This window comes from Paenibacillus radicibacter (assembly GCF_024721995.1).
In the GTDB taxonomy this organism is placed as follows: Bacteria; Bacillota; Bacilli; order Paenibacillales; family NBRC-103111; genus Paenibacillus_AM; species Paenibacillus_AM radicibacter.
In genome coordinates this window covers 458,892-484,243 of the sequence record NZ_JANQBC010000003.1, presented here as the reverse complement: position 1 = coordinate 484,243, position 25,352 = coordinate 458,892, and the positions used below count along the sequence as shown (strand labels likewise).

The window sequence follows — 25,352 nt, the reverse complement described above, 5'->3', positions numbered from 1 at the left end:
ATATCGGTCAATACTGCAGAGAGGGAGAGAGATTTATTCTGCAGAGGTGAAATTCATGTTAAGGCTAAAATGGCTCAACTGGTTATGTAAGCTAGTAGTAGGTACTGCGATCGTGAGTGTGTTGACCCTGACGATTACGTCGTTTACGGTGAATATGGTGGTGCAGCAAATTTTGCAGCAATTTAATTTACAAGGACTTGTTCCAGATATTAAAATGTCAGATGTTGTATCGAGTATGATTAATGGTACATCGTCTAAGAATCCGAATCAGACAGTTTTACATTCACCTGCTCCAAGTGCAAAAGAGGAGCAGAAACAAGGTGCGCAAAGCCAGGGACAATCACAGTCTTCCGAGCAAATCGGGTCTCAGACATCACCATCGCCGTCACCAGCTAAACCGGATGATGCAGTGGGGGTCTGGTCTCAGATCAGCGGAAGCGAGAGTTCCAGCAGCGGTATGGTGATGTCAATTGAGGATTTTGCCAAAAAGAAAGATCAGATGTCCAGTGAGGATAAGATGAAGATCTTCTCAACGATTGCATCTAAAGTCCCTGAAAAAGAAGTTCAGCGTCTGTCGACAATTGTCGAGAACGGTATTACCAAAGATGAAGCCAAAGAGATGGATACGATTCTACAAAAATATTTAAAGCCTGACGAATATGCTGAGCTTCTTACAATCGTTACGAAGAAATAACTGTATTTTCTCAATTCCTTTTAATCTATGAACATTAGAAACTTATTAAAATACCTCACTGTTTGTTGAAACCAGACGGTAGAGTATGGTAAATTAAGTGGTAGGTTCATAGAATAAATCCCAAATTTAACTAAAATGTGAGTTAATTCGCGTTAAATTGGATGATATAAAGGGAGCAAATCATGGCAGAGTTCAGGGGAAAAGATTGGGCGAATAAAGCCTGGAGCAAGGCGAAAGCATTGCTGCCGAGTGCGGCTCAATGGAATAGCTTGACTGACAAACTCCATATCGGTAAGCAGTGGTCTTCCATTAAACAAGAGATCTCCACGAACAAGAAGACGTTACTTCAAAGTAGCGGCATTGTTGCAGCAGCAGCTCTGATTGTCGTAGCGGGATATTCTTACGTAGCAGCAAATACAACAGAAGTATACCGGGTAGAGGTAGCTGGAGAAAACGTCGGGATTCTCAGTCAGCCACGCGTGTATGATGACTATAAGAAGACAAGAGAACAAAAGTTAGCAGTGGAAAATCCGAAGGTTGTTATGGAACTTCCGAAAAATGCACTAGCGCTTGTACCGGAATTTACGTTTAGACCGGATCTGAATGATCAGGCGGTGCTTGCCTTACTTGATCAGAAGATTAAGCCACAAGCGATTGCTGTGGAGTTGAGAGTGGATGGCGTAGCAGTCGGTTATGTAAAAGATGAAGCGACAGCGAACTATGTACTTGCGCAAATGAAAGAATCGTATACAGAAAAAGCGCCTGCAAAAGTGCGTACATTAGCAGCCGATACGAAAAACTCACCAATAGATGAGGATGTAGTTATTGATCGTGTCGAATTCGTCGAATCCATTGATCTAGAGAAGGTTCCCGTCCAACCACAGGACGTTATTGATCCAGAGGAGATGTTAAAGCGTCTTAAAGAGGGTCAAGAACATCCAACCTTATCCGTACGTGTTGAGGAAACTGTTGAATCTAATCAAGAAATCGCATTCGCGACCGAATACATAAAAGATGCTTCCATGCGAGCTGGCGAGACGGAAACAGTCAAAAAAGGCAAGACTGGCATGAAGAAGCAAACGTATCATGTAACGATGATCAATGGTGTTGTTGTTGATGAGAAGTTACTAGATGAAGTCGTTACCCAAGAGCCTGTAAATACCGTGATTAAGCGTGGTACGAAGGTAATTGTTGGTGAGGGAACAGGTAAATTTGCATGGCCAATCTACGGTCCATCGATTTCAAGTTCATTTGGACAACGCTGGGGTAAATTACACAAAGGTATCGACATGACAGGTAACCGCACGATTATGGCGGCTGATCATGGCGTCGTTGAACAAGCTGGATTCCATCATGATTACGGTAATTATGTCATTATCAATCATAAAAATGGTTACAAAACGGTGTATATGCACATGAGTCAATTAACGACTAAACGTGGTGCAATCGTGCAAAAAGGAGATAAAATCGGAGTCATGGGAGCGACAGGTCAAGCATTTGGCGTTCACTTGCATTTTGAAATTCACCTTAACGGAACACCGGTTAATCCAATGAAATATATGAATCGCTAGAGCAGCGATTGTACATAAGAGAGATGAGGTTGCACGATGGGCCTTGTCTCTCTTTTCTTATTAAAATATGTTAAAATAAGTACATTATGTTGAGGAACAGGCGGTGATGATCGGTGCAAGGTAAAGTGCTAGTCGTAGATGATGAACAACCGATTGCAGAGATTATTAAGTTTAATTTAGAAAAAGAAGGATACGAAGTGATCTGTGCCTATGATGGCGGCAGTGCGGTTGAACTTGCCTTCTCGGAGCAGCCTGACTTGATCCTACTGGATTGGATGCTTCCTGTAAAAGACGGCATGGACGTATGCAGGGAAATTCGTGCGAAGATGAATACACCGATCATTATGCTGACGGCTAAAGACTCGGAGATTGATAAAGTATTAGGACTCGAAATGGGTGCGGACGATTATGTGACGAAGCCGTTCGGGACGCGCGAACTATTGGCAAGAGTGAAGGCACAGCTGCGCAGACAGGCGAAGCTGGATCAATCGGTGAATGAAGCAGCAGAGCCAAGCCAAGGGATAAGACTGCACGGGATTTTTATCGATACGGATACGTATGTCGTGTTTAAAGAAGAGCAGCCTCTTGATTTAACACACCGAGAGTTTGAGCTGATTCATTATTTGGCGCGCAATGCGGGGAAAGTGATGACTCGTGAACATCTATTGCAAGCCGTATGGGGTTATGAATACTTCGGTGATGTGCGGACGGTGGATGTAACAATTCGTAGACTGCGCGAGAAGTTAGAGACAGACCCAAGTAAGCCTGAGTATATCGTTACTAGACGTGGTCTTGGCTATATGATGCGCGGGACGAAGACCGGAGGGTTCTAGGCGTGGGAAGTATTATACGCTTTTTCCGTTCGATACAGGCTAAAATTATTATAATTTACGTCACGCTGATCCTCATAGCGATGCAGCTGATTGGCGTGTATTTTAACAATACGCTCGAAAATTATTTTAAAAGTGAATTGATCGACACCAACAAGAAGCAAGCCATTCTGCTGGGGCAGTTTGTGGAGCGTACGATGGTGTCTGATCCGCAAGACCCCAAGAAGCTGTATTCCGACCTGAGCGAAGTCGTGAGCAGCTTATTCGTGCTTTCCAATACGGAAATTGAGATTATTGATGAACGTGGTGTCGTGATATCCGCAACGGCAACCTCCGAACAATCACCCCTTAATCGGAAAAATACGACACCTGAGGTGACGCGTACGCTACAAGGAATTAAGGTAAGTGAGCGCATCTTCATTGATGAGAACGGGAAACGCAAAATGATCATTACCCAGCCTATTGGTACAGGCATTAGGCCGATTGGCGTTGTATATATCGTAGCTTCCATGCAAGAGATGTACAGCACGATGAATACGATCAATCGAATATTGCTGACAGGTACGGCGCTTGCCCTTGGGCTAACGGCACTGCTTGGGATCATACTCTCTAGTACCATTACAAAGCCGATCAAGGAGATCACGAAGGGTGCGACTGCGATTGCCGAAGGTGATTTTACCGAACCTGTAAAGGTATATGGACAAGATGAGATTTCCCAGCTGGGACATACGTTCAACTTCATGATGAACTCGCTGAAGGATGCGCTGGCGATGAATGAAGAGGAGCGGGAGAAGCTGTCTTCTGTACTAACGAACATGAACGATGGAGTCATTGCTGCCGATGAGCAGGGCCGTGTGATCGTTATGAATCGCAGAGCACAGCAAATCTTAGGGATAGCGGAAGAAACGAATTCGGTGATGCATATTGCAGCTACACTGGGCATTACGTCAGAAGACATTAAGAAGCATGCCGTTGGCAAAAATCAAGTGATGATGATTGAAATCGATAATGAGGAAGAAGAGCGGATAACCGTTCGTGTGACGTTTACCCCAATTCTAAGACGCGGCGATGAAACCGGCATGATTGCTGTTCTACAAGATGTCACCGTTCAAGAGAAGCTGGAGCAAGGTAGGAAAGACTTTGTTGCGAACGTGTCACATGAACTGCGGACGCCACTAACGACGATTAAGAGCTATCTGGAGGCGTTAACTGATGGGGCAATGGAAGATCCTGCTCTTGCGCAGCGATTCCTAGGGGTAACGCGTAATGAGACGGAGCGGATGATTCGGCTTGTAACGGATTTATTGCATTTATCACGGCTAGATTCGAAGCAAGCGGTGATTGTAAAGGAGCATGTTGAGGTCAGCGAAATGTTGGATGAGCTGGTCGATCGGTTTTCTTTTCAACTCAGACAGCGTCATATTCGGATTACTTCCAAGGTTGACCCTAAATTAGGTGCGGTAGAGATTGATCGCGATAAGATTGACCAAGTGCTCGATAACCTCGTGTCCAATTCGATTAAGTATACAGGAGACGAAGGGATCATCACGGCTTCTGCTTATATTATTGATGAGCATTGGATGGGAATCTCTATTACAGATACAGGCATGGGAATTCCGAAAAAAGATTTATCTCGCATATTTGAGCGGTTCTATCGGGTAGATAAAGCGCGTTCCCGTAATATGGGAGGGACAGGTCTAGGTTTATCCATTGCCCGGGAAATTGTGAGAGCACATGGCGGGGCGATCTCGCTTGAATCGGAACTGAATCAGGGGACGAAAGTAACATTTACGCTTCCACTTGAATCAAAGGCAGGTGAAGTCAATTGACTCTAGATCGTATCAAGACAGTTGTACTATCCTTGTTGATTCTAGCATCACTATTCCAAACCTATTTACTGACGTATAGTTCGCCTCAATATGAGCGAATCGCACAAGGTAATGATTATATTAAACCAGAGACGATTGGCGATCAGAATCAACTGGAACTCGAGGATCTTTTATTTCCCGACTATATGGTGTTTCATTCCGGTAGTAGCACCCATACGCTCTTGTATCCGAACATGGGATACTTCGGGACGATTCTAGAAAGTGTGAAGCAGCGTTCATTCGGTGGGTTTTCAAGAGTAAATACGTTTGCGCTCAATATTGATTGGGTAGATATTCGTAATAAGCGCAAAGGAATTGAGCTGCATTTCCGTGGGGGCATACCGATGCAGGTGCTTCAGACGATGTTCAAGATTAAAGGGGACATGTCACTAACCGATGAGATGATAACGAGCATATGGATCTTCACGACGGAGAGTGGTGAGGACGTGAAGACGTTCTTCTTTACGGATACAAAGTCGATTGCATATGAACTCAGTGGCGCGGATTTTACAGTAAAGGATGTTGAGAAGTTCTTATCATGGGGAAGCAATGCAGACTCGTATTATACGCCTAATGGTGACTATTATCTGCCATCAAAGCCGATCACGATGAGCTCCTATCGTTTCAATTCAGCAGTCATATCAGATGATCAACTCAAACGGGTGTTATTCGTTGACCCAGGGGCTGTGCGTCCGTTTAAGGAGCGGGATGGCTCGCAAATTTATACGGATGGTAAGCGAGGGCTTCAACTGAGCCAAGGCAAGCATTGGCTTAAATATACGGACCCCATTGCAGCACTGGAAAGTAAGAATGAGGTGCTAGAAAACTTACAAGCGAGTATAAAGTTTATTAATCAGCATCTAGGTTGGAACGGGACATATGGGTTAACGAAAACGCCACATCGACCAAGCAATAGTGTCACCAATACGCCAAGAACAGGGCAGTTCGAGTTCCGGCAGTACTTTGACTCTTATCCAATCGTGCAACCTACTAGTGAAGGGTACGGTCTGATGCATCTGATTACGGAAAAAGGGATTGTGACAAGTTATGAGCGTTCGCTGCTCATTCAAGATAAAGAGAAGAAAAACATGGTGCGAACTGAAGCTCAGATTATGAGCGGGGAGCAGTTGGAGAATATTATTAAATTAAAACCGAACCGCTACAATATCGTCTCGGTATACCCGGCCTATCAGGCAACGGAAACCGAAACGATGGTGACCCTTAAACCGGTATGGGCATTAGAGTATCGGGATGGGACGATTGAATTGGTGGATTAAAGGAGGGTATACATGGATTGGGGCCGGGCTAAAACGATATTGATCTTCTCGTTCGTGATTCTGAACTTGATTCTCGGCTACCAACTATGGGCGCGGGAAATTAAACAAACTGACCTTGTCGTAGACACAGCAGAGCAGATCGAGGAAGTAAATCGATTACTTGCAAGCAAGAACATTACGCTCGCTGTTGATATGCCAAAAGAAGTGCCAAAGCTCAAAGAGCTGACACTTAAATTCAATGACGACAATATGAAGACTGGCGATGTAACGAAGCTAAAAACGCCGATTCCAGTTAGTTCATTTATGAACAAGTTAATGACGCGTGAACAAGCCATGAAAATGGAGATTCCCGGCATTGAACAATATCAATATGATTCGATCAAGAGAAAAGATAATGTTTATGTGATGAATCAAACGTACGGACAATTGCCGTTATTTGATGTGAATTTAGAACTATATGAGGAAAATGGAGACATAACAGGCTATCGCCAAACGCATGTTGAAGTAGAGGAGAATGCGGAACAAAAAGCACAGAAAATTTTCCCTGCTTACACGGTAATTCGTAATTTGATTGATACCTATCTGACAGAAGGAACAACCATTGTTGATATTCGGTTAGGTTATCATGGACCACCATTCGATTCACAGACGCGTTATGTTGCGCCATACTGGCGGGTTGCAACAAATAAGACACCGATCTACTACATTCCTGCACTAACAGGTGGAGGGGTCGAAGTGTCACATGAAGAGCTAAAAAAAGCCAAGGAATAGGCAATATGAAAATTGGAAGTTCTCGTATATAATTAGGAATGACAAAGAAACAGACACGAACAGTCAGAGGAGCTAAGGGCGATGGGATTACGTTTCACGGTGCTCGCGAGTGGGTCTACCGGCAATGCAATGGTCGTTGCTACCGAGGAGACGAAGGTGCTCGTGGACGCAGGTTTAAGCGCAAAAAAACTAGAAGCATTGATGAATGAACAGGGTGTGAAGGGTAGCGAATTAGACGCTATTTATGTCACGCATGAGCATTCTGATCATATTAAGGGCTTAGGAGCAATAGCTCGTAAGCACAATTTGCCGATCTATGCCAATGAGAAGACATGGGAAGCACTTAATCGCCAAATCGGTGAAATCGCGGAAGAGAATTGCAAAGTGATGGATACCGGTTCGATGGTGGATGTGGGTGATCTGAAGGTGGAGTCTTATGGCATCTCACATGATGCGGCAGAGCCAGTGGGATACTGCTTCTATCAAGGGGATAAGAAGCTTAGCTTGGCAACAGATCTAGGTTATATGAGTTCGAAGGTGAAGGAGAAGCTCCTGGATTCCGATGCTATGGTACTGGAGACGAATCATGATGTGGAATTGCTTCGAATGGGACATTACCCATGGAATATTAAGCGACGGATCCTAGGCGATATGGGACACTTGTCCAATGAAGCAGCGGCAGATGGATTATGTGATGTGCTGTCTGGAAAGACAAAGGCTGTCTATATGGCGCACTTAAGTCGGGATCACAACATGCTGGATCTGGCGCGACTTACAGTTACGGACGTAGCTAAAGATCGCGGAGTATCCTTGGAAGATTGCAATGTACGGTTAATGAATACGTACTTTGACCGCTCTACACCGTGGGAGAAGTTGGAGGATTAGCTGGCGCAAATGAAGCATCTAGGATGTCCATCTTCGCTTGGAATTCTTCCCGCGTGAATACCTGTTTTGTTATGAGAAGATCAATGAGTGCGGAGATCATAAGTCCATTGTGGTAGTTGTCCTCTTTGAGATCGGCAAGCTTGCCGATGAGGTTGATTTCATGCATGGGGGATTGCCTAGTGTCCATAGGTGATCAGGTCTCCTTTTTTCATATAAAAGATAGGGTGAAGAATGACTCTACTCTTATTGTAGGTTCAGATGGGCGAAAATATTCCACGATTCTATGAAAAAATGATAGAGAGATAATCCTTAGGAGAGGAGATGCGAGGACCATGAGTTTTTTTGACAAAGATGATTTCTATTCATCGAAGCCTACTAGACATGTAAGACGTCGCGGAAGTGGGCAAGAACAACAATTTGCGAGAAGCAAATTCAGCAAAGGGTCAGAGCGCAGCTTCAAGAGTAGTGTTAGAAGGTTACTCGGGTCGCAGGGGCGATTGGTAATAGCTTCAGCGGTTGGCGGCGCTCTGATTATGTTGTTACTCGTGGTGCTTATTCTCAACTTGACCGGTTCTGGTGCGGGTAAGACGGTAGCAGCGGTCGCTGGGCCGAGTAGTGGGTCGGGGGATGACCGAGTTGTTAAAGTGACTGCGGCAGTGAAACCGGCTATTGTCTCGGTTATTACTTCAAAACCTGACGAAAAGGGCAGCGGCGATCAGGGACTGGGTATGGGTTCAGGGGTTATTTTTCAAAAGAATGGTGGAAAAGTACTTGTTGTAACGAACAATCATGTGGTGGAGAACGGAACATCATACGAGGTGATGCTCCACACGGGCGAGAAGAAGAAGGCGACTTTGATCGGAAAAGATCGAATTACGGACTTGGCTGTGCTGGAGATGGATGATGCAGGTGTAACGGCCGTGGCGGAGTTCGGAGATTCCAGTAAGCTGAAGATGGGGGAGACGGTCATTACACTGGGCAATCCACTGGGACTTGGGGTAGCACCTTCAGTAACGAAGGGGATTATCTCGGAGCCAAGGAGGACGATTCCGGTATCACTCTCAGGCGATAATGAGGTCGATTGGGAGATGGAGATGATCCAGACGGATGCGGCGATTAACCAAGGCAATAGTGGTGGAGCGCTCGTCAATATGGATGGCAAAGTGATTGGCATTAACACGATGAAAATTGCGAATCTTAATGTAGACAATGTTGGGTTTGCGATTCCGATTACGGATGCCATTCCGATTATTGAAAGCTTGATTAAGGATAAGATCGTGAAGCGTCCTCTGATCGGTGTGACGATGCAGAATTTGCAATCTTTTAAGGGGACAGAGATACTGAAGCTGCCTGAACAGGTCAAGCAAGGGATTATTGTTCTGGAGGCAAGTGGTCCGGCGAAGGAAGCGGGAATGATGTCGCAAGATGTCATAACGGCGCTAGATGGCAAACCGATGAGCAGTACGCTGGACCTGAGAAAGTATCTATATTTGGAGAAAAAAGTCGGCGATACGATTAACGTTACGTTCTACCGTGGCGGTAAGGAAAAGACGGCAAAGCTGACGCTTGCCGTGAATGAGGCGAAGTAACAAAAGAGAAGACAGAAGTAAGTGAGGGACTCTTGATGCATATTGTATGTAAAGACCATTTGGAAATCGCGATTGACATTTTCGTAGATGAATTTGAGGATGCACCGGATATTATCGATTTGCAAAAGGTACAATTCAAGGATTGGCAGCCACCTACGCATTGTGAACGATGCGCGGATGGGGAAGCAAGGTTCCTTGTTGTGTAAGATAATTGGATAGGCGATGAGGGGAGAGACGAAGGTTTCTCCTTTTTGTTATGGGTATGGATGTGAGATCGTGATTGTACGACTGTGGGGAAAAACAGAAGTAAGTGCATGGATTAAGTGTGAGCGGGTTAGAGATTAGAGAGAAATGGAGTGGGGTTTAAATGAATATACAGGTGATTACAGTAGGGAAGCTGAAGGAAAAATATCTGGTTAGCGGGATTGCGGAGTATGCAAAGCGTCTTGGCGCGTACGCGAAGGTGCAATTTGTAGAGGTGCCTGATGAGAAGGCACCAGAAAATATGAGCGATGCGGAAGGCGAAGCGGTGAAGCAGCGCGAAGGTACGCGGATCTTGTCGTCGATCCGCGATGGTGTCTACGTCGTCGCGCTTGCGATCGACGGCGAGATGTGGACGAGCGAGCAGCTAGCTGCGCGAGTGGATGAGCTGGCCACCTATGGGCGCAGCCAGGTGGCGTTCGTCATCGGCGGCAGCCTCGGGCTCAGCCAAGAGGTGCTGCGCCGCGCTGACATGCGGCTAAGCTTCGGCCGCATGACGTTGCCCCACCAGCTGATGAAGCTGGTGCTGGTTGAGCAGATTTATCGGGCGTTTCGGATAAATCGCGGGGAGCCTTACCATAAGTAGGGCGAAATGGCTGACAGGGGAAAGCCTATTGCATTATTAGAGGAAGTCAAATCGGATATAAATAATTGGTACGCTGATGAAGATTTCCTGGTTGTAGGGCTTTTCCTTATATATTCAGATAATAGTATGAGAGCGCTATAATATATAAATACAGAGGGTAATAGGGGGAGACTATGAACAAAAGGAACGATATTTTAAATGCTTGGATTACGATTGAGCAGCTATCCGAAGGTTCTATTAAAAGAAAAGACAAATCACTAAAGCCCCTACATACAATGGAAGAAGACTGGAATAAGTTTTTCTTAGACTTTTTAACTAAACAAAAAGAACAACAAAATATATCAGATATGTCTTTTAAGAAGTCTGGAGTAGTATTATATTTTAATATTTTTGATTTTCAAGAAGTTGTTGATCTATTGAGGGGAAAATACAAGATCCCTGAAGCCTACGATGAAGTTAGTACATCTGACAAATTTACCTTCTCAATTTATTTTGATAATGAATTAAATTTTATAGCAGACAAATTGTTTTTTACAATGAGCGGTTACATCCGCCAACATGGTGATTTACCTGAAGATATTTCAAAAGTTGAAAATGCATTTAGAGAAGATTTGAACAGCAAGTTTGATGAGGAATTTAACTCCACCATTTCTGAGCTTTTTCAAAAGTATCATGTATCTGTAGAAAATTTCCGCTATGCATTTGTAAAAAATTTGGACAATGGAGATGTAAATTTACATTCGTTCTTTATTGATGACCTGAACAAAGCAAAGATAATTACAAATAAAAACTTGGATCGATATTTTGATGGATTTTCTGGATTTATACAAAATCTAGATGGTAATAAAGAGTCCGATCATTTTAACCCACAAATTTTTGAGACAACAATTTTACAACCTAAATACTATCCGTTGGGACGGTTCCCAAGTAACCCCAGTTTTGCGCTTTCATTCATGCAACAGGTTGCGGTGAATTTAGCTTTAAACGACAAAAATGAGATTCGTAGTGTCAATGGTCCGCCAGGAACAGGGAAAACAACACTGTTAAAAGATATTTTTGCTGATTTAGTGGTACAACAGGCAGCCGAAATTGTGCAGCTTTCTAATAAAAGGATTAAAGGGAGTTTAGTTTATTGGGAAAGTGCTAAAATTGGTGTTTTACCGCCTTCCATTTCAGATAAAAATATTGTTGTTGCAAGTTCAAACAATGGAGCAGTCCAAAACATTGTTAGGGAGTTGCCAAAGAAAGAAACGATTGCTGACGATTTTCAAAAGCAATTAGATGAAGTAGATTATTTCAAAGATATATCTAATTCTGATTTAACCGTTAAAGGCTTCGGAAAGAATCGTGAGATTAAAAGTGAGTTTTTAAATGAGGAAAATTGGGGTGTATTCTCGTTAGAAGGTGGAGCTTCAACAAATATTAACAAGTTACTTTTAAATATTGAAGCAATTGAAAAAAATTTAGAAGTTGATTATCAAGCGAATACAGATGAAAGTTTATATCAAGAATTCTCCCGTCTCTATGATGGATTAAAAACAGAAAGAGAAAAAATGCAAGAATATAGCAAGCAAATGTATTCTCTTCGAAAATTAAAAAGAGAACATAAGGAGCAAACTATTGCATTTGAACAAGAAGAAAAAAAGAAACGTACAGGTTTAATTTTACAGGAGGAAGAAGTGAAACGTGAATTTGAAAGGCTGAGACAAGAACGTGTGGATCTTCAAAAAGATGTAGTTAATTTTTCCACTCAGATAGAAAATTCAATTAATGTTCAAGCTCAAGTTGAAAGGAATTATGATGTAGTCGCTTCACAAAAGCCAAGTTTTTTGTGGTTTCAGAAATTATTTAATAAACAAAAAGTTGAGCTGTATTTTAAAAATTTGAATGAATTGAATGATCATTTAAATTATCTATTTGAACAAAAAACTAAATTGCTGAATAACCGTAGTCAACTAGAAAATGGCATAAGGGAAAATGCTAAGAAAAGTGAGAAAGCTCAAAAACAAATTCAGGACACTAAAGCTGAATTCGATCGATGGATAACCAATCGACAAAATCATTTAAAAAAATTGGAAGAAGAAATTTCATTTCTGGAAAAAAACAAATCTCTAAGTGGCATTAAGGAACTAGATTTTTTATTATCATATACTGAGCTTCAAAAGTCTAATCCATGGTTTACAGTGCAATTCCGTAAATTACAATCAGAGTTGTTTATTTCAGCCTTAAAAGTTAGAAAGCAATTCCTGTATGAAAACAGAAGGAGTTTGAAAGCCGCGAGGATTATTTGGAGTAGTCAGTCTGAACACATTGGAAAAGTGAATGGACATCAGTTAATTTCAGAATCATGGCAATGGTTGAATTTCACTATCCCTGTTGTCAGCACTACTTTTGCTAGTTTTGGTAGAATGTTTAAAAATCTTAATGAAAACTCAATAGGAAATCTATTCATAGACGAGGCTGGTCAAGCACTACCACAAGCTAGTGTTGGTGCGATCTTTAGAAGCAAAAAGGTTATGGTTGTTGGGGATCCATCACAAATAAAACCGGTGATGACACTAAATTCAAATGTTTTGACCTTGATCGGAAGATATTACAAAGTCGATGAAAAATTTGTCTCTGCTAATGCGTCTACTCAAACCATTGTGGATGCCACAAGTCAGTATGGTTTCCAAAAAAATGAGGATGAATGGATTGGCATACCCCTTTGGGTACACAGACGCTCGAACTATCCGATGTTCACGATTTCAAACGAAATATCGTATGACGGGTGGATGGTACAAGGTAAATCAGAAGATGAGTCACAAGGAAAATCACAGTGGTATGATTCAACCGGAAGAGCAAATGACAAATTTGTGAAAGAACAAGCTGACTTACTGAAAAGTATTATTGATAAACGTTTGCAACAAGATCGGAGTTTAGCGGATGAGATTTATGTTATCACCCCATTTAGAAATGTGGCTTATAAACTTGCACAAGTCCTAGATGGAATTAACTTTACAAAACGAGAAAATGGGAAAACAACGAATATTGGAACTGTCCATACTTTTCAAGGCAAAGAGGCCAAAATTGTCTACTTTGTTCTTGGAGCTGACTCTGATAGCAGTGGGGCGGCAAGATGGGCTGTCTCTGATCCAAATATGATGAATGTTGCAGCAACACGAGCTAAAGAAGAATTTTATGTTATTGGCGATAAGAAATTGTACGCCTCACTCGGTAGTGAAGTGGCAAATAAAACGATTTCAATTATAAATGACTATAACAATGATGAGGTCTGGGATGATGCTTAAGAGGGGATGATAGTTTTTCCCATTTGGTAGAGTGTTTTTTGGAAATGAAGCTGTGCTCAGGGTCAACTAAACGGGTTTTACCTAAAATTTCGACACAGAAAATGGGAGTATAGACCCATATTAGTTAAGCGTGGTATTATTTAACAAATAATAATTCACACTAATTTAAGGGGAGAATAGCATGAAAAAAGTTTTGATTGGAGTTGTAATAGGTAGTGCAGTGACTTTAACGACTTCTGCTTATGCAGATACAATTAAAGAGTATATTTTGACAAAAATCGATTATCCGATTCTTGTAAATGGTAAGGAGTTTAAATCTAACGAATTGCCTGCTTTGAACTATCAAGGTAATACATACTTACCACTTAAGGCTATCGGTGAGGCTCTTGGCAAACCGGTGAAGTGGAATGACCAACTATATCGTGTAGAAATTGGTCAAGCAACTGAAGAATTGACACCACAACAACAAGCAGAACAATATAAAAAAGACCAAGATGCCAAAGTTCAAAAACTAATTGATAATTACAAGGCAAAAGGAATTGAATTGATTAATTTACTTAAATTTGAAATTTTCATGTCAACGAAATCAAATTATTTAGTAGATAGTAATTCTAAAAACTATCAATTGGCAAGTGGCTACAGAATACTAAATGATGGAAAAACTTACGTAAATTATTTAAGTTATAAAGGCGTTATGTATGATTATACAGTGGGTGTTGAGGTGATTGAACCTGATGACATACCGGCATATATAGGAAATTTTGTTGATATGGCCTATTTAAAAAAATTTATTCCACAAAATATACTCGATGAATATTTTAAAGCAGATAAAAATAAAACTTGGGGAATTAATTGGTAATAGTCATATAACAATGACACGAAGTACTTACCTAGAAAAAAACAACAACCACAAATGAGGTGCGTTATCTTTCAATAAAAGTGAAGTTTGATTAAAAGCCATTCTATGATGAAGAAGAATATTTCTTAAGGAGAGATGGAAATGTCCTATATCGTTGATTTCAAAAATGTGTCTTTGAGTGGTTTAGAGTCTTCACCTGTAGCAGATGCGCTTGCTGGTTTACGTGCGAATGAAGCTCGTTACTTCATGAATAAATACAAGCATGAATTTACGGTTGTACCCGCTAGTGAAAGCAAGGAGACCTTGGATTATGTGAATCGAATTTTGAAAGAGGAACGCGGTCTTGAGTTTGCAGCCAAACCGTTGGAAACGGCGCGTCTTCAGGTGGAAAATATAGACTGGACCTTTGTCTTTTATGAGGATGGTCTAGGGGTCAACGTCTTGTATACGGTTGATAACCCTAAGAAGCGGGCCGTAGGTTTTAAGCTTTCTGAAGGGATGGAGGTACCGAAGGAACTAGAAGAGAAGAAGTTTAAGTTTGCTAGACAAAAGTCTAAACTAGCGGGAACAATTCGTGGCACATTTTTTGTTATCAAAGGTGAATATTAATATAATAAGCAAAATCAAAAGGGAGCTGCTACGGCAAGCTCCTTTGTCTTTTCGTTGGTATGGTCATTAAGGGGAACATTATCATAAGTTTCGGTAAGTTTTTCGGACTAGGCTAAATATCGTGTGTTCTACCGTTTCGTCGAAGACGATATTGAACCCTTTGAGCTAATATTGTCTTTTAGAATAATAACTTTAACGCTTTCGGCTATGCGCTTCTGGCGATTGATTGCGTGGTTTCATTAATTCCCTCTCTGCCGCTTTTACTCCTCTCACAATGGCTTCTTCCAGTACGACCGCAGCGGTGGTGCCAACTGCGGTAACGGCTGCATCCCCTATTAATCCGCTCGTATCGGTACCGGTGGCAATGCAGAATACTGTATCGCCGTCCGCTTGAATGTGTACAGGTGAGATGGCACGAGCCATTCCATCATGAGCTAGAGTTGCAACACGTCCTGCTTCAGCCTTGGTTAATTTAGCTGTCGTAGCGATTACGACGATTGTCGTATTCCGATCCTGGATAGGACCAGGGGGGATACCTTCCAAGATGGCACGAGTCTGGTTAACGAATTTGCCATTGGGCTCTAGCGCCCCGGCAATGATATGATCCTGATTCCAAATATCTCCGACTGCGTTAACTACTGCTAGCGCCGCAACAATAGGTCCGCCAGGGATTTTCCATGCAGAAGTCCCTACGCCGCCTTTCATTGGCCGACCGTAAATTTTACCTACAGTTGCCCCCGCACCTGCCCCCACATTTCCTTCAGCTACCGGTCCGGAATTTGCCTCTTGGCTGGCGGCATAACCCATCGCAGCATCCGGTCTGCGGGAGCCTTTTGCATAAATCAGATCGAAGATGACTGCCCCTGGGACCTTAGGAAGTGGTCCTGCCTCAGTTTGAGCACCGTAACCATGTTCGGCAAGCCAGTTCATTACGCCTGCAGCCGCAGCAAGACCGAAATTACTGCCGCCAGTGAGGAGAATTCCTTGTACAACATCTGTGGCTGTACCTGGGCGAATCGCATCAGTTTGAACCGTTCCAGGAAATCCTCCTCGAACATCTACTCCGGGGACAGCCCCTTTTGGGCACAATACCACGGTGCAACCCGTACGATGGTTTTTATCCTCCGCATGGCCAACAAGAATGCCGGGGACATTTGTCAGTCCGCCTTTAAGTTTGATTAACGAATGTTCTCCAATCAAGCGATCTGTACTAGGGCCAATCCGCAGGCAGAGGGCTTTTGAGCTATTTTTCTTAATGGCTTTTCTTCGATAAAAAGCATTTGCATTGTATAAAATACGGTATGTTTTACGTATGTCAAACGGAGATAATCGAAGGTTTTTCACAGCAAGCCTAGTCTTGCGATGTCGTGAAGATGTCTTGGTTCTTCGCAGGTCTTGTATGGCAGCGTTCAAATTTGTGACGCCTTTTATTTGCTTTGGATGACGCAAGTGAGCCCCTCCTCTTACCTAATTAGGTATATTTAAAGGGTATGTCAGCCCCTTTGTATGGAATAGGCAAAACGAGTGGTCATTCGCACATTTTGAAAAAAACTACAAATCAAACCGCACCAGAAATAACGAGAAGTTATTATTGTACAACTTGAATGAAATGGAATAGTTAGGCTATTCGCCAGGAGAAGCAATGCACTTTCACCCTCAAGGGACCGGTTTCCAATAGATTGATGTTGGTTGTAAACAGTGTTACACTCAAAATCTATGTTCTGCAGTACACCTAATAATAGTCCCTAATTTAGTTATAAAGGAAGGTAATACGATGATAAAAGTTGATAACTTATCCTTCTCATTCCCGCAAAAAGAATTATATACTAACATTTCATTTACGCTTGAAGAGGCACAACATTGTGCTTTTATCGGAACAAGTGGTAATGGGAAAAGTACATTAATAGATATATTGATGGATCCTGAAAAATATTTGTTCGAGGGTAAGCTTGAAATAGACCCGACTTGCAAAATTGGGTATGTCAGTCAATTCTCTCAACTAGACAACACGAGTGAAACAACTGTTTTTGAATATATAGGGGAACATTTTATTAAGATAGAGAATGAAATAACAGCAATTTGTACGGAGATGGAAACATCATCGGACATTGAGTCGCTATTGGAAAAGTATCAAGTTGCTTTAGATGCATTTGATGCGATCGGCGGGGCTGATTATGAAAGCAACATCAATAAGAAACTAAATCTAGCAAATTTAACAAAGCTTAAAGATCTTAAGGTATCGGCTCTGAGCGGCGGGGAATTCAAGCTTATTCAAGTGATGAAGGAAATGTTGAGTAGTCCAGACGTCATGATTATGGACGAACCGGACGTATTCCTAGACTTTGAAAATCTAAATGCGCTTAAGAATCTTATTAATTCGCACAAAGGAATTCTGCTGGTTGTTACGCACAATCGCTACCTATTAAACCATTGTTTCAACAAAATTATTCACCTTGAGAACAAGGAGCTCCAAGAGTTTGATGGGCGATATATTGATTATAATTTCTCATTACTTCAGACAAAAATTGAGATGCAAGAAATCGCAGTCGCTGAACAAGAAGAAATTGAGAGATACGATAGCGTTATCGATAATCTTAGAGCGGTTGCAACGTATAATTCGGAAGCCTCTAGAGGCAGAGCGTTAAAAGCTAGAGTTAGGTTTCAAGAGAGATTGGAAGCGCGCAGAATTAAAGCGCCATTCGTTGAGATTAAGCAACCGACTATCAGCTTTGATATGGAAAAAGAAATGGAAGACACCACTGTTGTGAATGTTAGTAATTACAGTGTTTCCTTTGATGAGTTGCTGTTAGACGATGTTAACTTTGAGATTAAATCTACGGATAAAGTAGCGATTATTGGTCCGAACGGTACGGGGAAAACGACGTTACTTCGAGATATTTTTAAAAATAATAATGATTCCATTCAAATCAATGCCGATGCTAAAGTGGCTTATTTATCTCAGAATCAAGGTGAAGTGCTGAATGATTCGAATACCATACTTGAAGAATTCATGGATGCTGGAGTTAAAACATATGATGAGGCTAGGTCGCATCTTTCCAACTATGGCTTTGAAGGTGAAATCGTTAATCAGAAGATAGGATCTTTATCTGGCGGGGAAAAGAATCTGCTGCAATTGGCTAAAGTTGCTACCAGTAAAGCCGACGTATTACTTCTAGATGAACCGACAAGCCATTTGGACACGTATACACAAATCGCACTGGAGAAAGCCATTCAAGACTATAAAGGTGCGATCATCATGATTTCGCATGATTTCTATTCGGTTGTAAATGGGATGGATTATGTTCTAATCATTGACGATAAGAAGATTAGAACCATGCGTATGAAAAAGTTTAAACAGAAGATTTATGCGAGTCATTTTGATAAAAACTATCTAGAAAATGAACAAAACAAAAAGTCAGTTGAGATGAAAATTGAATTGGCTTTAAAAGATACGGATTTTGAATCTGCAAAAGGTTTGGTTGATGAGCTAGAAGAGCTGATTAAGTTGCTTTAAATTATTGACCAATTTTCTCAAAAATGATAGTTGAATAGAGTAAGATTAAAAGGGGGGGTCATCCGTATAAGGATGGCTCTTTGTCGTTATAGCTAAGTACAGGAACCATCCGTAGTAGCGCCAATCAACCAATTTGGTTCGCATACGGTTAACCAGGTGAAACTCTCAGCTCTTGTCATATGATAAAAAAATGACAACAGTCACTATCTCACAAAAATTTTATTATTTATAATAGTTTAATCGAAGAAAATATCAGAATTTTCATATTTAGATGAGAGATGGCTTGTTTCAATGAACATCTAAGGTAGAGGTGAATGAATTGTATAAACAGATTAAGAATAAGTACGCCAAAATGTTAGCGGTAATGCTTAGTATTTCTATTGTATTCAGCTTATTTAGCTATCCGTTAGTTCCGACAGCATTGGCTGCAGGCACTCCGTATATTAGTTCAGTAAGCGTGCCAGCGAATGGGACCTATGGGGTAGGGAGTGCTCTCGTCTTTGCGGTTAATTTTGATCAGCCAGTTAATGTGGATACTACGGGTGGTACGCCAGCTATTGGTCTCACAATCGGAAGCAAACAGGTTGGAGCCGCTTACACCTCTGGCTCAGGAACCAGCGTGCTGACATTTCGTTACACGATTCAACAGGGTGATTTTGACTTGGACGGTATAGCCATCAGGCCATTAGTTCTCAATGGAGGTACGATTAGAGATGCCCAAAATACGGATGCCAATTTAACATTAAATGGAGTAGGCAGTACGACAGGGCTGCTCATCGATGCTCGTTATGCGGTGGTATCAACGAATGCGGTAACAAATGTTACCTCAACCTCAGCAGTCGTAGGAGGGAATGTAACCAGTGATGGCGGTACGGTGATAACCGAACGCGGAATTGTGTTATCTACGAGCAGCAATCCAACAAAAACAACATTTATTTTAAAAACAATCTTTGCTGGCACAACCGGGAGCTACACAGCGACGACAATGCTTGTTCTTACACCAGGAACGACTTATTACGTCCGCGCATATGCAACGAACAGCGTAGGCACAAGCTATGGAAATGAGGTAAGCTTTACGACACCGTTGCTATATAACGTAGCAAGGGTATTAACGAATCTGGTAACAAGTGTTACTTCAACCTCAGCAGAGGTTGGCGGGAGTGTAACCAGTGATGGTGGTACGGTGATAACTGAACGTGGAATTGTGTATTCAACGAGCAGTAATCCAACAACAGCAAGCACAAAGAAAATTAGTACCGGCACGACCGGGAGCTACACAGTGAATCTGACTGGACTTACAGCAGCAACTACCTATTACGTCCGCGCATATGCGACAAACAGCGTAGGGACAAGCTACGGGGATAATGTAAGCTTTACGACAAGGTTGCCAAACAGCTTAGCAACGATAACAACGAATCCGGTAACAAGTGTTACTTCAACCTCAGTAGAGGTAGGCGGGAGTGTAACCAGTGATGGTGGTGCGGCAGTAACCGAACGTGGGATTGTTTACTCTACGAGCAGTAATCCGACAATAGCGGATATGAAGATTGGTGTTGCTGGCACGACCGGGAGCTACACAACGAATCTTTCCGGACTTACAGCAGGAACGACCTATTACGTCCGCGCATTTGCAACGAACAGCGTAGGCACAAGCTATGGAAGTGAGGTAAACTTTAAGACGCTTGCAATCATCCCTCCAATTGCAACAGTAACTTCTATGTCTTTAGACAAACATACTGGAACAATGCGGGTTGGGGATACTTTTACCGTAGTAGCTACTGCTACTATGAGTGATACGACTACACAAGATATTACTTCTCAAATTACTTGGGCGGCTAATGATCCTTCTAAAGTTTCCATTCATAATGGGGTAATCACAGCTCTGCAGTCAGGTACTGTAAAAGTACAAGCTAAGTATTCAGGTAATCCAGCTATTATTGATTATGTTAATCTTACTATTACGAATCCGAGCAGCTTCATCGACAATAATTATTTTAACGACAACATTACTACTATCCCAGTAACGAGTGTGAGTGTGAATTCATCGTCCAATTCGGTTTACAAGGGGAGTACGCTTAGCTTAGTTGCATCAGTTCTGCCCAATACGGCGACTAATAGCCACGTGGTTTGGACTGTAAATCCAGGTACGGGCATGGCGACAATTAGTTCTTCTGGTTTGTTAACAGGTGTTGCGAATGGGACTGTAACCGTAGTCGCTTCATCGACAGATGGAACTCAAGTTCGGGGTAGTAAAGTGATTACTGTATTAGAGTCCCCAGCGGATAATTCTCTAATCTTCACCCCAGTTGTTAAATGGGCAAAGGCTGTCTCAGAAATCACTAAGAAATTAGAAGACAGCAAGGCGGCGGCTATACACTTTAATGACACGGACTCCCACTGGGCAGCTAATACGGTTAAGTTATTTACTAAACTTGGAGTTGTAAAAGGATACGAGGATGGAACATTTCGGCCTAATGACAGTATAACGCGAGGAGAGTTTGCTGCTATTATTTATAGAGTGTTTGGACTAAGTAGCGCTGCTTATACTGAATTATTGGATGTTAAAGGCCATTGGTCTGAAGAAGCAGTTACCGCATTGTCCTCTAATGGCATTATCTCAGGATACGAAGATGGGACATTTAAACCTGACAGTCCAATCACTAGAGCTGAAATAATTTCAATTATTTCTAAATTAGTAGTTCTCAAGACAGCGCCTAGCCAGGATATTTTCAAAGATATAGATGAGATCTGGAATGAAGAGCAGATTAAGGCTGCTGCTTCTATGGGGCTCGTAAATGGTCAGTCAACCGATCACTTTGCACCACAATCCAATGCTACCCGAGGAGAAGCTCTTACAATGATCATGCATGTATTAGAATTAGACCCAAGTCTTAAATTCTTATTTAAAAAATAAATAGTAAAGACGTTGGCGTGTGGGTGTATATGCCTCACACGTCTTTATTTTTGACAATAACAAGATCATTCTACCTGTAAGGCAGCTCTTGTTGGGTTCTCCTGTATAAATGGTTTGTTGTGGTGACTTCCATTTTGCAGGGTGTCCAGTCAGGATATCCTGCATTTTGTTATCAAGACACACAACCACTTCACCTGCAATATGATGAGCTTAAAAGTCAAAAGAGGTGAGCCAATGGCAGTCGTGAAATCCAGGAAAAAGGATATTGATATGTTGGCAAGGTTGCTTCGAGCTGAAGCTGAGACCGAAGGTGAGAAGGGCATGCTCCTTGTTGGGAATGTTGGCATTAACCGAATAAGGGCGAATTGCTCTGATTTTAAAGATATCCGAACGATTCCCCAAATGATCAACCAGCCGCATGCGTTCGAAGCGTTGCACCATGGCTTGTACTATCAAAATGCAAGAGAAAGGGAACGCCGTCTGGCAAAGCGGGTTGTGGACGGGGAGCGAGATTGGCCAAGCAAATTCTCCCTATGGTATTTCCGTCCAGGGAGTTTCGAAAATCCTGGACCATGTCCGCCAACTTGGTACAATCAGCCGTTCGCAGGACGATGGAAGAAGCATTGTTTTTATGAACCGACCGCTAAAGAATGTGAAGAAGTATATGGATTGTATTAAAGGAAGCTTGTTACGGACGGGAACGATAGTTGAATTCACCAGAAGGGTCATCGATGAATATCGATGGCTTTTTATTATTGATGATAGTGGAAATTTTGATGTGTGAAGCTCTGGGTTGTTTAGGATATAATAGGAAATATAGGTATTATCAGTCTATTTTCAAAAATAATAAAAAGGGATGAGCGATATTAATCAATATGTGCGCAGCATTTTGTTAAACTATTCCCTAGCATGGTTGCAGGACTAGTATTGGTTGACTCCACTTCAGAAGATCTGAAGGTTTTAGATGAGTTAGATTTAGCGATCTTAAATGCAGAATCCGATGATAAGGCATGGTTGGATAAATGCAAAGATTATTCATTACTGTCTCAAGAAGAAATTAGAAAAGTAATAAATCCTATTTTCACAGAAAAAAGTAAGCATTTTCCCAATTACATACGACAACGTTTAATTGACTTTCAGTTAAAACCGTCCATATATAAGGCAATGTATTCAGAGATCAACAATTGGCAAAGAGATGCTGAAATAATTAAAAAGCTAGGGAGATTCCCCAATACACCATTATTCGTTATTGGTCGTGACAAAGAATTTAACATCCAATTAGGGATTGAAGATGGTTTACCAGAGAGGGAGATAAGATTACTTGAGGAAAAATGGCAAGAGCTTATTATAGACCAGCTAAATCTATCCAATCATAGTGAGTTGTTATTTGTACAAGAAGCAAGCCATTCGATACATCTTGATCGACCAGATATTATTATAGAATCGATATTAAAATTTGTAGAAAAGGTCATTTAAAACTAAACCTGAAGTATCATACACAACGAAAAATGCCCGCATAAGCATTCTTTCATTGCTAATGTGGGCGATAAGTCGTGCAGTTATAAGTTCAAGAGCTCGCCATTAACCGCAATCCGGTTAGTGCCATTGGATTTGGCGAGATACATCGATTGGTCCGCTGCACGTATGAGTTCGAGCTCCGTCATGCCCTGTGCCCATAGTGTACAACCGACGCTGGTAGACATCAAAAGTTGAAGCTCCTTAATGGTCATTGGCAACTCTAGTTGCTCGATTAAACGCGTGGCAACATGTATCAAGCTGTCGTAGTCGTTCTCAAGCCATGCCGCCACTACGAACTCATCGCCACCTACGCGTGCAATTAAATCGGATTGGCTAACCGCATTCCTGATGCGATTCGCGAATTCTACAAGCACAAGATCACCGATTTCATGTCCATAAGTATCGTTGCAGTGTTTGAATTTATTTAAATCAAGGTAGAACACCCCGAATAAACCTTCTTCTCGATTAGCACGTTTAATCCAGTCTTGGATTCGCTCACTAAATCCTCTACGATTTAGGAGTCCCGTCAAAATGTCTCGCTCTGTTAATTGAATAAGCTCGCTCTCTAATTTCTCGCGTCTTACAATTTCGGCTCTTAATTGAACGAGTAGTTGCTCATAATCGTTCAGAATTCGAATTTTATCATCGTAGTTGATTTGCTTGCCTAGCTCGGAGCCTAAGGCGAGTGATAACAACTGTAAGGTCTCGATATCGCGACTGGAAAAAGCATCGGGACGGTCGGAGATGACTTTCAACACGCCGACGGCGTTATTAGATTCAAATAGAGGGACGCAGACCATGCACCGCGCGCCGACTTTCTTAGTCGCTTCCTTGTTGACGCGATCATCCGCTTGCGTATCTGGGGAATATAAGATTTCCTTCTCCGTTACGCACAAACCGGACAAACTTCCATTCTTATTTAAACGAATTCCCAGATGAGGTTGTAAGGTGCCGCTGACGGCGGCATAAACCATTTCATCTCCCGCCAGCATCTCGATAGTAGAACCGTCGGCATCGGTTAATAGGCACATCCGATCGCAGATCGTCTGCATAAACAATTTCAAATCGAAGTTAGATAACAGCATCTGCTGTTGGACTTCCATTATGACTTTAAAGTGACGGTTCTTAAACATCGTTCTATTTCCCCCATGCTTTATCTAGTAATCTACCTTCCATCATTAGGTAATATGCTAGCATTTTTAAATAAGTTTGTCAGCAGAACTCCAAACTTCGGTTAGAGACAATCTTCATATTAACCAAGTGACAAGCTCACTCAGATAAGTAGCGCTAGCTTTATAACAACGATTTAAATCCTATAGGCACCTTCATCAGGTGATGCTCGTAGACTATAGAAAGGTGATGAAGAGGAAATTAGAAAGGGGATGAGGAAATGATTGTTATTGATGGCCACAGCAATCCTCCAATTGATACAACGACAATGTCCATGCTGGAACAGGATATATTGCAACAGAAGCAGCAGAGTGCGACCAAATACCAATACGCGTCGGAAGCAGATTTACGCTTTGAGTTGAAGCTGAGAAGCTTGATCGTGGAGGCTGCGCAGGGGCTAAACGCGAGTGGGGCAGAGTTTGCTACTTTCAAAGATTCCCGTTGCAACAATCGCTTCTGGACTCGGAACGATGCGGGCGGATTTCAATTAAATCCTGGAGTATCTCCAGCAAGTGCTATTCGCGATATCTATGACAATGGATCAGAGTATGCTTTTGAATGCGCCACTGCGATGGTAATTGTCATGTACAAGGCTATTATCGAAGCTATTGGAGACACAGCGTTTAATGCTAACTTTCCCGACTTGTTGCTTTACGACGGGCATCATGATAAACACCTTCGGCTCATTTATGAGGAAGGAAATACGTCTTACCCTGGAGATATCCTCTATTTTTCCAATCCAGATCACGACCCGGAAAGACCTGAATGGCAAGGAGAGAACGTCATCAAGATGGGAGACGATCTTTATTATGGGCATGGTATCGGGATCAAATCGGGGCAAGAAATTATATCTGCTTTAAATGCGACTAGAAAACCAGGCAGCACCGTGTCGGCTTACTTGACCGAGAAGGCTTCCCATCCTGACTTCAATGATATTCGTCGTCTGACAGCAAGAGATCAGTTTTCTGGAATGCCGATGATCATTCCACCACGAATCGTTGCCCAGATTGGAAGCCAACGTTATGTTGGCTGACCGAAGACAACTAACCATGGAAATAGTATGGATGGATACAAGTTACATGAAAAGAGCAATGCGTAGTGCCAAGCACTCGCTTGCTCTTTATTCTGATATAGATCGGTAGCAGC

Annotated in this window: 21 protein-coding genes; 18 read left to right on the top strand and 3 right to left on the bottom strand. The window is 42.1% G+C overall.

Annotation, left to right across the window (positions count from 1 at the left end; genetic code table 11):
- Positions 1 to 55 precede the first annotated feature (55 nt).
- The 7 genes from NV379_RS09960 to NV379_RS09930 all read left to right on the top strand — a co-directional run bounded on the left by NV379_RS09960 (position 56) and on the right by NV379_RS09930 (position 7,896).
- Complete coding sequence (locus NV379_RS09960; protein ID WP_258207136.1) at positions 56 to 694, top strand: hypothetical protein; 639 nt, start codon at positions 56 to 58, stop codon at positions 692 to 694.
- 182 nt (positions 695 to 876) lie between these two features.
- Positions 877 to 2,265 carry a peptidoglycan DD-metalloendopeptidase family protein gene (locus NV379_RS09955; RefSeq protein ID WP_258207135.1) on the top strand — a complete coding sequence of 463 codons (1,389 nt, stop codon included), beginning with the start codon at positions 877 to 879 and terminating at the stop codon, positions 2,263 to 2,265.
- A 113-nt stretch (positions 2,266 to 2,378) separates the two neighbouring features.
- Positions 2,379 to 3,098: a response regulator YycF gene (gene yycF / locus NV379_RS09950; protein ID WP_258207134.1), complete on the top strand. Its 720-nt coding sequence runs from the start codon at positions 2,379 to 2,381 to the stop codon at positions 3,096 to 3,098.
- Between the two features lie 2 nt (positions 3,099 to 3,100).
- Positions 3,101 to 4,924, top strand: coding sequence for a cell wall metabolism sensor histidine kinase WalK (gene walK, locus NV379_RS09945; protein WP_258207133.1), 1,824 nt, complete (start codon positions 3,101 to 3,103; stop codon positions 4,922 to 4,924).
- Positions 4,921 to 6,240: a YycH family regulatory protein gene (locus NV379_RS09940; protein WP_258207132.1), complete on the top strand. Its 1,320-nt coding sequence runs from the start codon at positions 4,921 to 4,923 to the stop codon at positions 6,238 to 6,240. Before walK ends, NV379_RS09940 begins: the two co-directional genes overlap by 4 nt.
- 12 nt (positions 6,241 to 6,252) lie before the next feature.
- Entirely contained in the window at positions 6,253 to 7,011 is a 759-nt protein-coding gene (yycI, locus tag NV379_RS09935) for a two-component system regulatory protein YycI (protein ID WP_258207131.1), read from the top strand.
- A gap of 81 nt (positions 7,012 to 7,092) precedes the next feature.
- Entirely contained in the window at positions 7,093 to 7,896 is an 804-nt protein-coding gene (locus NV379_RS09930) for an MBL fold metallo-hydrolase (RefSeq protein ID WP_258207130.1), read from the top strand.
- On the opposite strand, the gene NV379_RS09925 is transcribed toward NV379_RS09930, so the two are convergent.
- A complete protein-coding gene (locus NV379_RS09925; RefSeq protein WP_258207129.1) occupies positions 7,868 to 8,083 on the bottom strand; it encodes a hypothetical protein in 216 nt (71 codons plus the stop codon). The two genes, NV379_RS09930 and NV379_RS09925, sit on opposite strands and share 29 nt — an antisense overlap.
- A gap of 145 nt (positions 8,084 to 8,228) precedes the next feature.
- On the opposite strand from NV379_RS09925, the gene NV379_RS09920 reads away from it, so the two are divergent.
- From NV379_RS09920 to NV379_RS09895, 6 genes are all read left to right on the top strand, one after another.
- Positions 8,229 to 9,485 carry a S1C family serine protease gene (locus tag NV379_RS09920; RefSeq protein WP_258207128.1) on the top strand — a complete coding sequence of 419 codons (1,257 nt, stop codon included), beginning with the start codon at positions 8,229 to 8,231 and terminating at the stop codon, positions 9,483 to 9,485.
- 35 nt (positions 9,486 to 9,520) lie between these two features.
- Positions 9,521 to 9,691: a CxxH/CxxC protein gene (locus NV379_RS09915; RefSeq protein ID WP_258207127.1), complete on the top strand. Its 171-nt coding sequence runs from the start codon at positions 9,521 to 9,523 to the stop codon at positions 9,689 to 9,691.
- 161 nt (positions 9,692 to 9,852) lie between these two features.
- Positions 9,853 to 10,332, top strand: coding sequence for a 23S rRNA (pseudouridine(1915)-N(3))-methyltransferase RlmH (rlmH, locus tag NV379_RS09910; protein ID WP_258207126.1), 480 nt, complete (start codon positions 9,853 to 9,855; stop codon positions 10,330 to 10,332).
- Positions 10,333 to 10,505: 173 nt separating this feature from the next.
- Positions 10,506 to 13,622, top strand: a complete 3,117-nt coding sequence (locus NV379_RS09905) for a DEAD/DEAH box helicase (protein ID WP_258207125.1) — start codon at positions 10,506 to 10,508, stop codon at positions 13,620 to 13,622.
- Between the two features lie 181 nt (positions 13,623 to 13,803).
- The gene (locus NV379_RS09900; protein WP_258207124.1) at positions 13,804 to 14,481 is read left to right on the top strand and encodes a stalk domain-containing protein; all 678 of its coding nucleotides are present in this window, start codon (positions 13,804 to 13,806) and stop codon (positions 14,479 to 14,481) included.
- 141 nt (positions 14,482 to 14,622) lie between these two features.
- Positions 14,623 to 15,090, top strand: a complete 468-nt coding sequence (locus NV379_RS09895) for a DUF8821 family protein (protein ID WP_258207123.1) — start codon at positions 14,623 to 14,625, stop codon at positions 15,088 to 15,090.
- A 192-nt stretch (positions 15,091 to 15,282) separates the two neighbouring features.
- On the opposite strand, the gene NV379_RS09890 is transcribed toward NV379_RS09895, so the two are convergent.
- Positions 15,283 to 16,539: a P1 family peptidase gene (locus tag NV379_RS09890; RefSeq protein WP_258207122.1), complete on the bottom strand. Its 1,257-nt coding sequence runs from the start codon at positions 16,537 to 16,539 to the stop codon at positions 15,283 to 15,285.
- Positions 16,540 to 16,864: 325 nt separating this feature from the next.
- On the opposite strand from NV379_RS09890, the gene NV379_RS09885 reads away from it, so the two are divergent.
- The 4 genes from NV379_RS09885 to NV379_RS09870 all read left to right on the top strand — a co-directional run bounded on the left by NV379_RS09885 (position 16,865) and on the right by NV379_RS09870 (position 22,994).
- A complete protein-coding gene (locus NV379_RS09885; RefSeq protein WP_258207121.1) occupies positions 16,865 to 18,604 on the top strand; it encodes an ABC-F family ATP-binding cassette domain-containing protein in 1,740 nt (579 codons plus the stop codon).
- A 310-nt stretch (positions 18,605 to 18,914) separates the two neighbouring features.
- The gene (locus NV379_RS09880; protein WP_258207120.1) at positions 18,915 to 21,518 is read left to right on the top strand and encodes an S-layer homology domain-containing protein; all 2,604 of its coding nucleotides are present in this window, start codon (positions 18,915 to 18,917) and stop codon (positions 21,516 to 21,518) included.
- A 234-nt stretch (positions 21,519 to 21,752) separates the two neighbouring features.
- Positions 21,753 to 22,196 (top strand): cell wall hydrolase, encoded by a 444-nt coding sequence (locus NV379_RS09875; RefSeq protein ID WP_258207119.1) that lies wholly within the window; start codon positions 21,753 to 21,755, stop codon positions 22,194 to 22,196.
- Between the two features lie 231 nt (positions 22,197 to 22,427).
- A complete protein-coding gene (locus NV379_RS09870; protein ID WP_258207118.1) occupies positions 22,428 to 22,994 on the top strand; it encodes an alpha/beta hydrolase in 567 nt (188 codons plus the stop codon).
- 83 nt (positions 22,995 to 23,077) lie between these two features.
- Here NV379_RS09870 and NV379_RS09865 read toward each other — a convergent pair whose 3' ends face one another.
- On the bottom strand, positions 23,078 to 24,169 hold the full coding sequence (locus NV379_RS09865) for a sensor domain-containing diguanylate cyclase (protein ID WP_258207117.1): 1,092 nt from the start codon (positions 24,167 to 24,169) through the stop codon (positions 23,078 to 23,080).
- 257 nt (positions 24,170 to 24,426) lie between these two features.
- On the opposite strand from NV379_RS09865, the gene tgl reads away from it, so the two are divergent.
- Positions 24,427 to 25,239, top strand: coding sequence for a spore coat transglutaminase TGL (gene tgl / locus NV379_RS09860; protein WP_258207116.1), 813 nt, complete (start codon positions 24,427 to 24,429; stop codon positions 25,237 to 25,239).
- Positions 25,240 to 25,352: the final 113 nt, after the last annotated feature.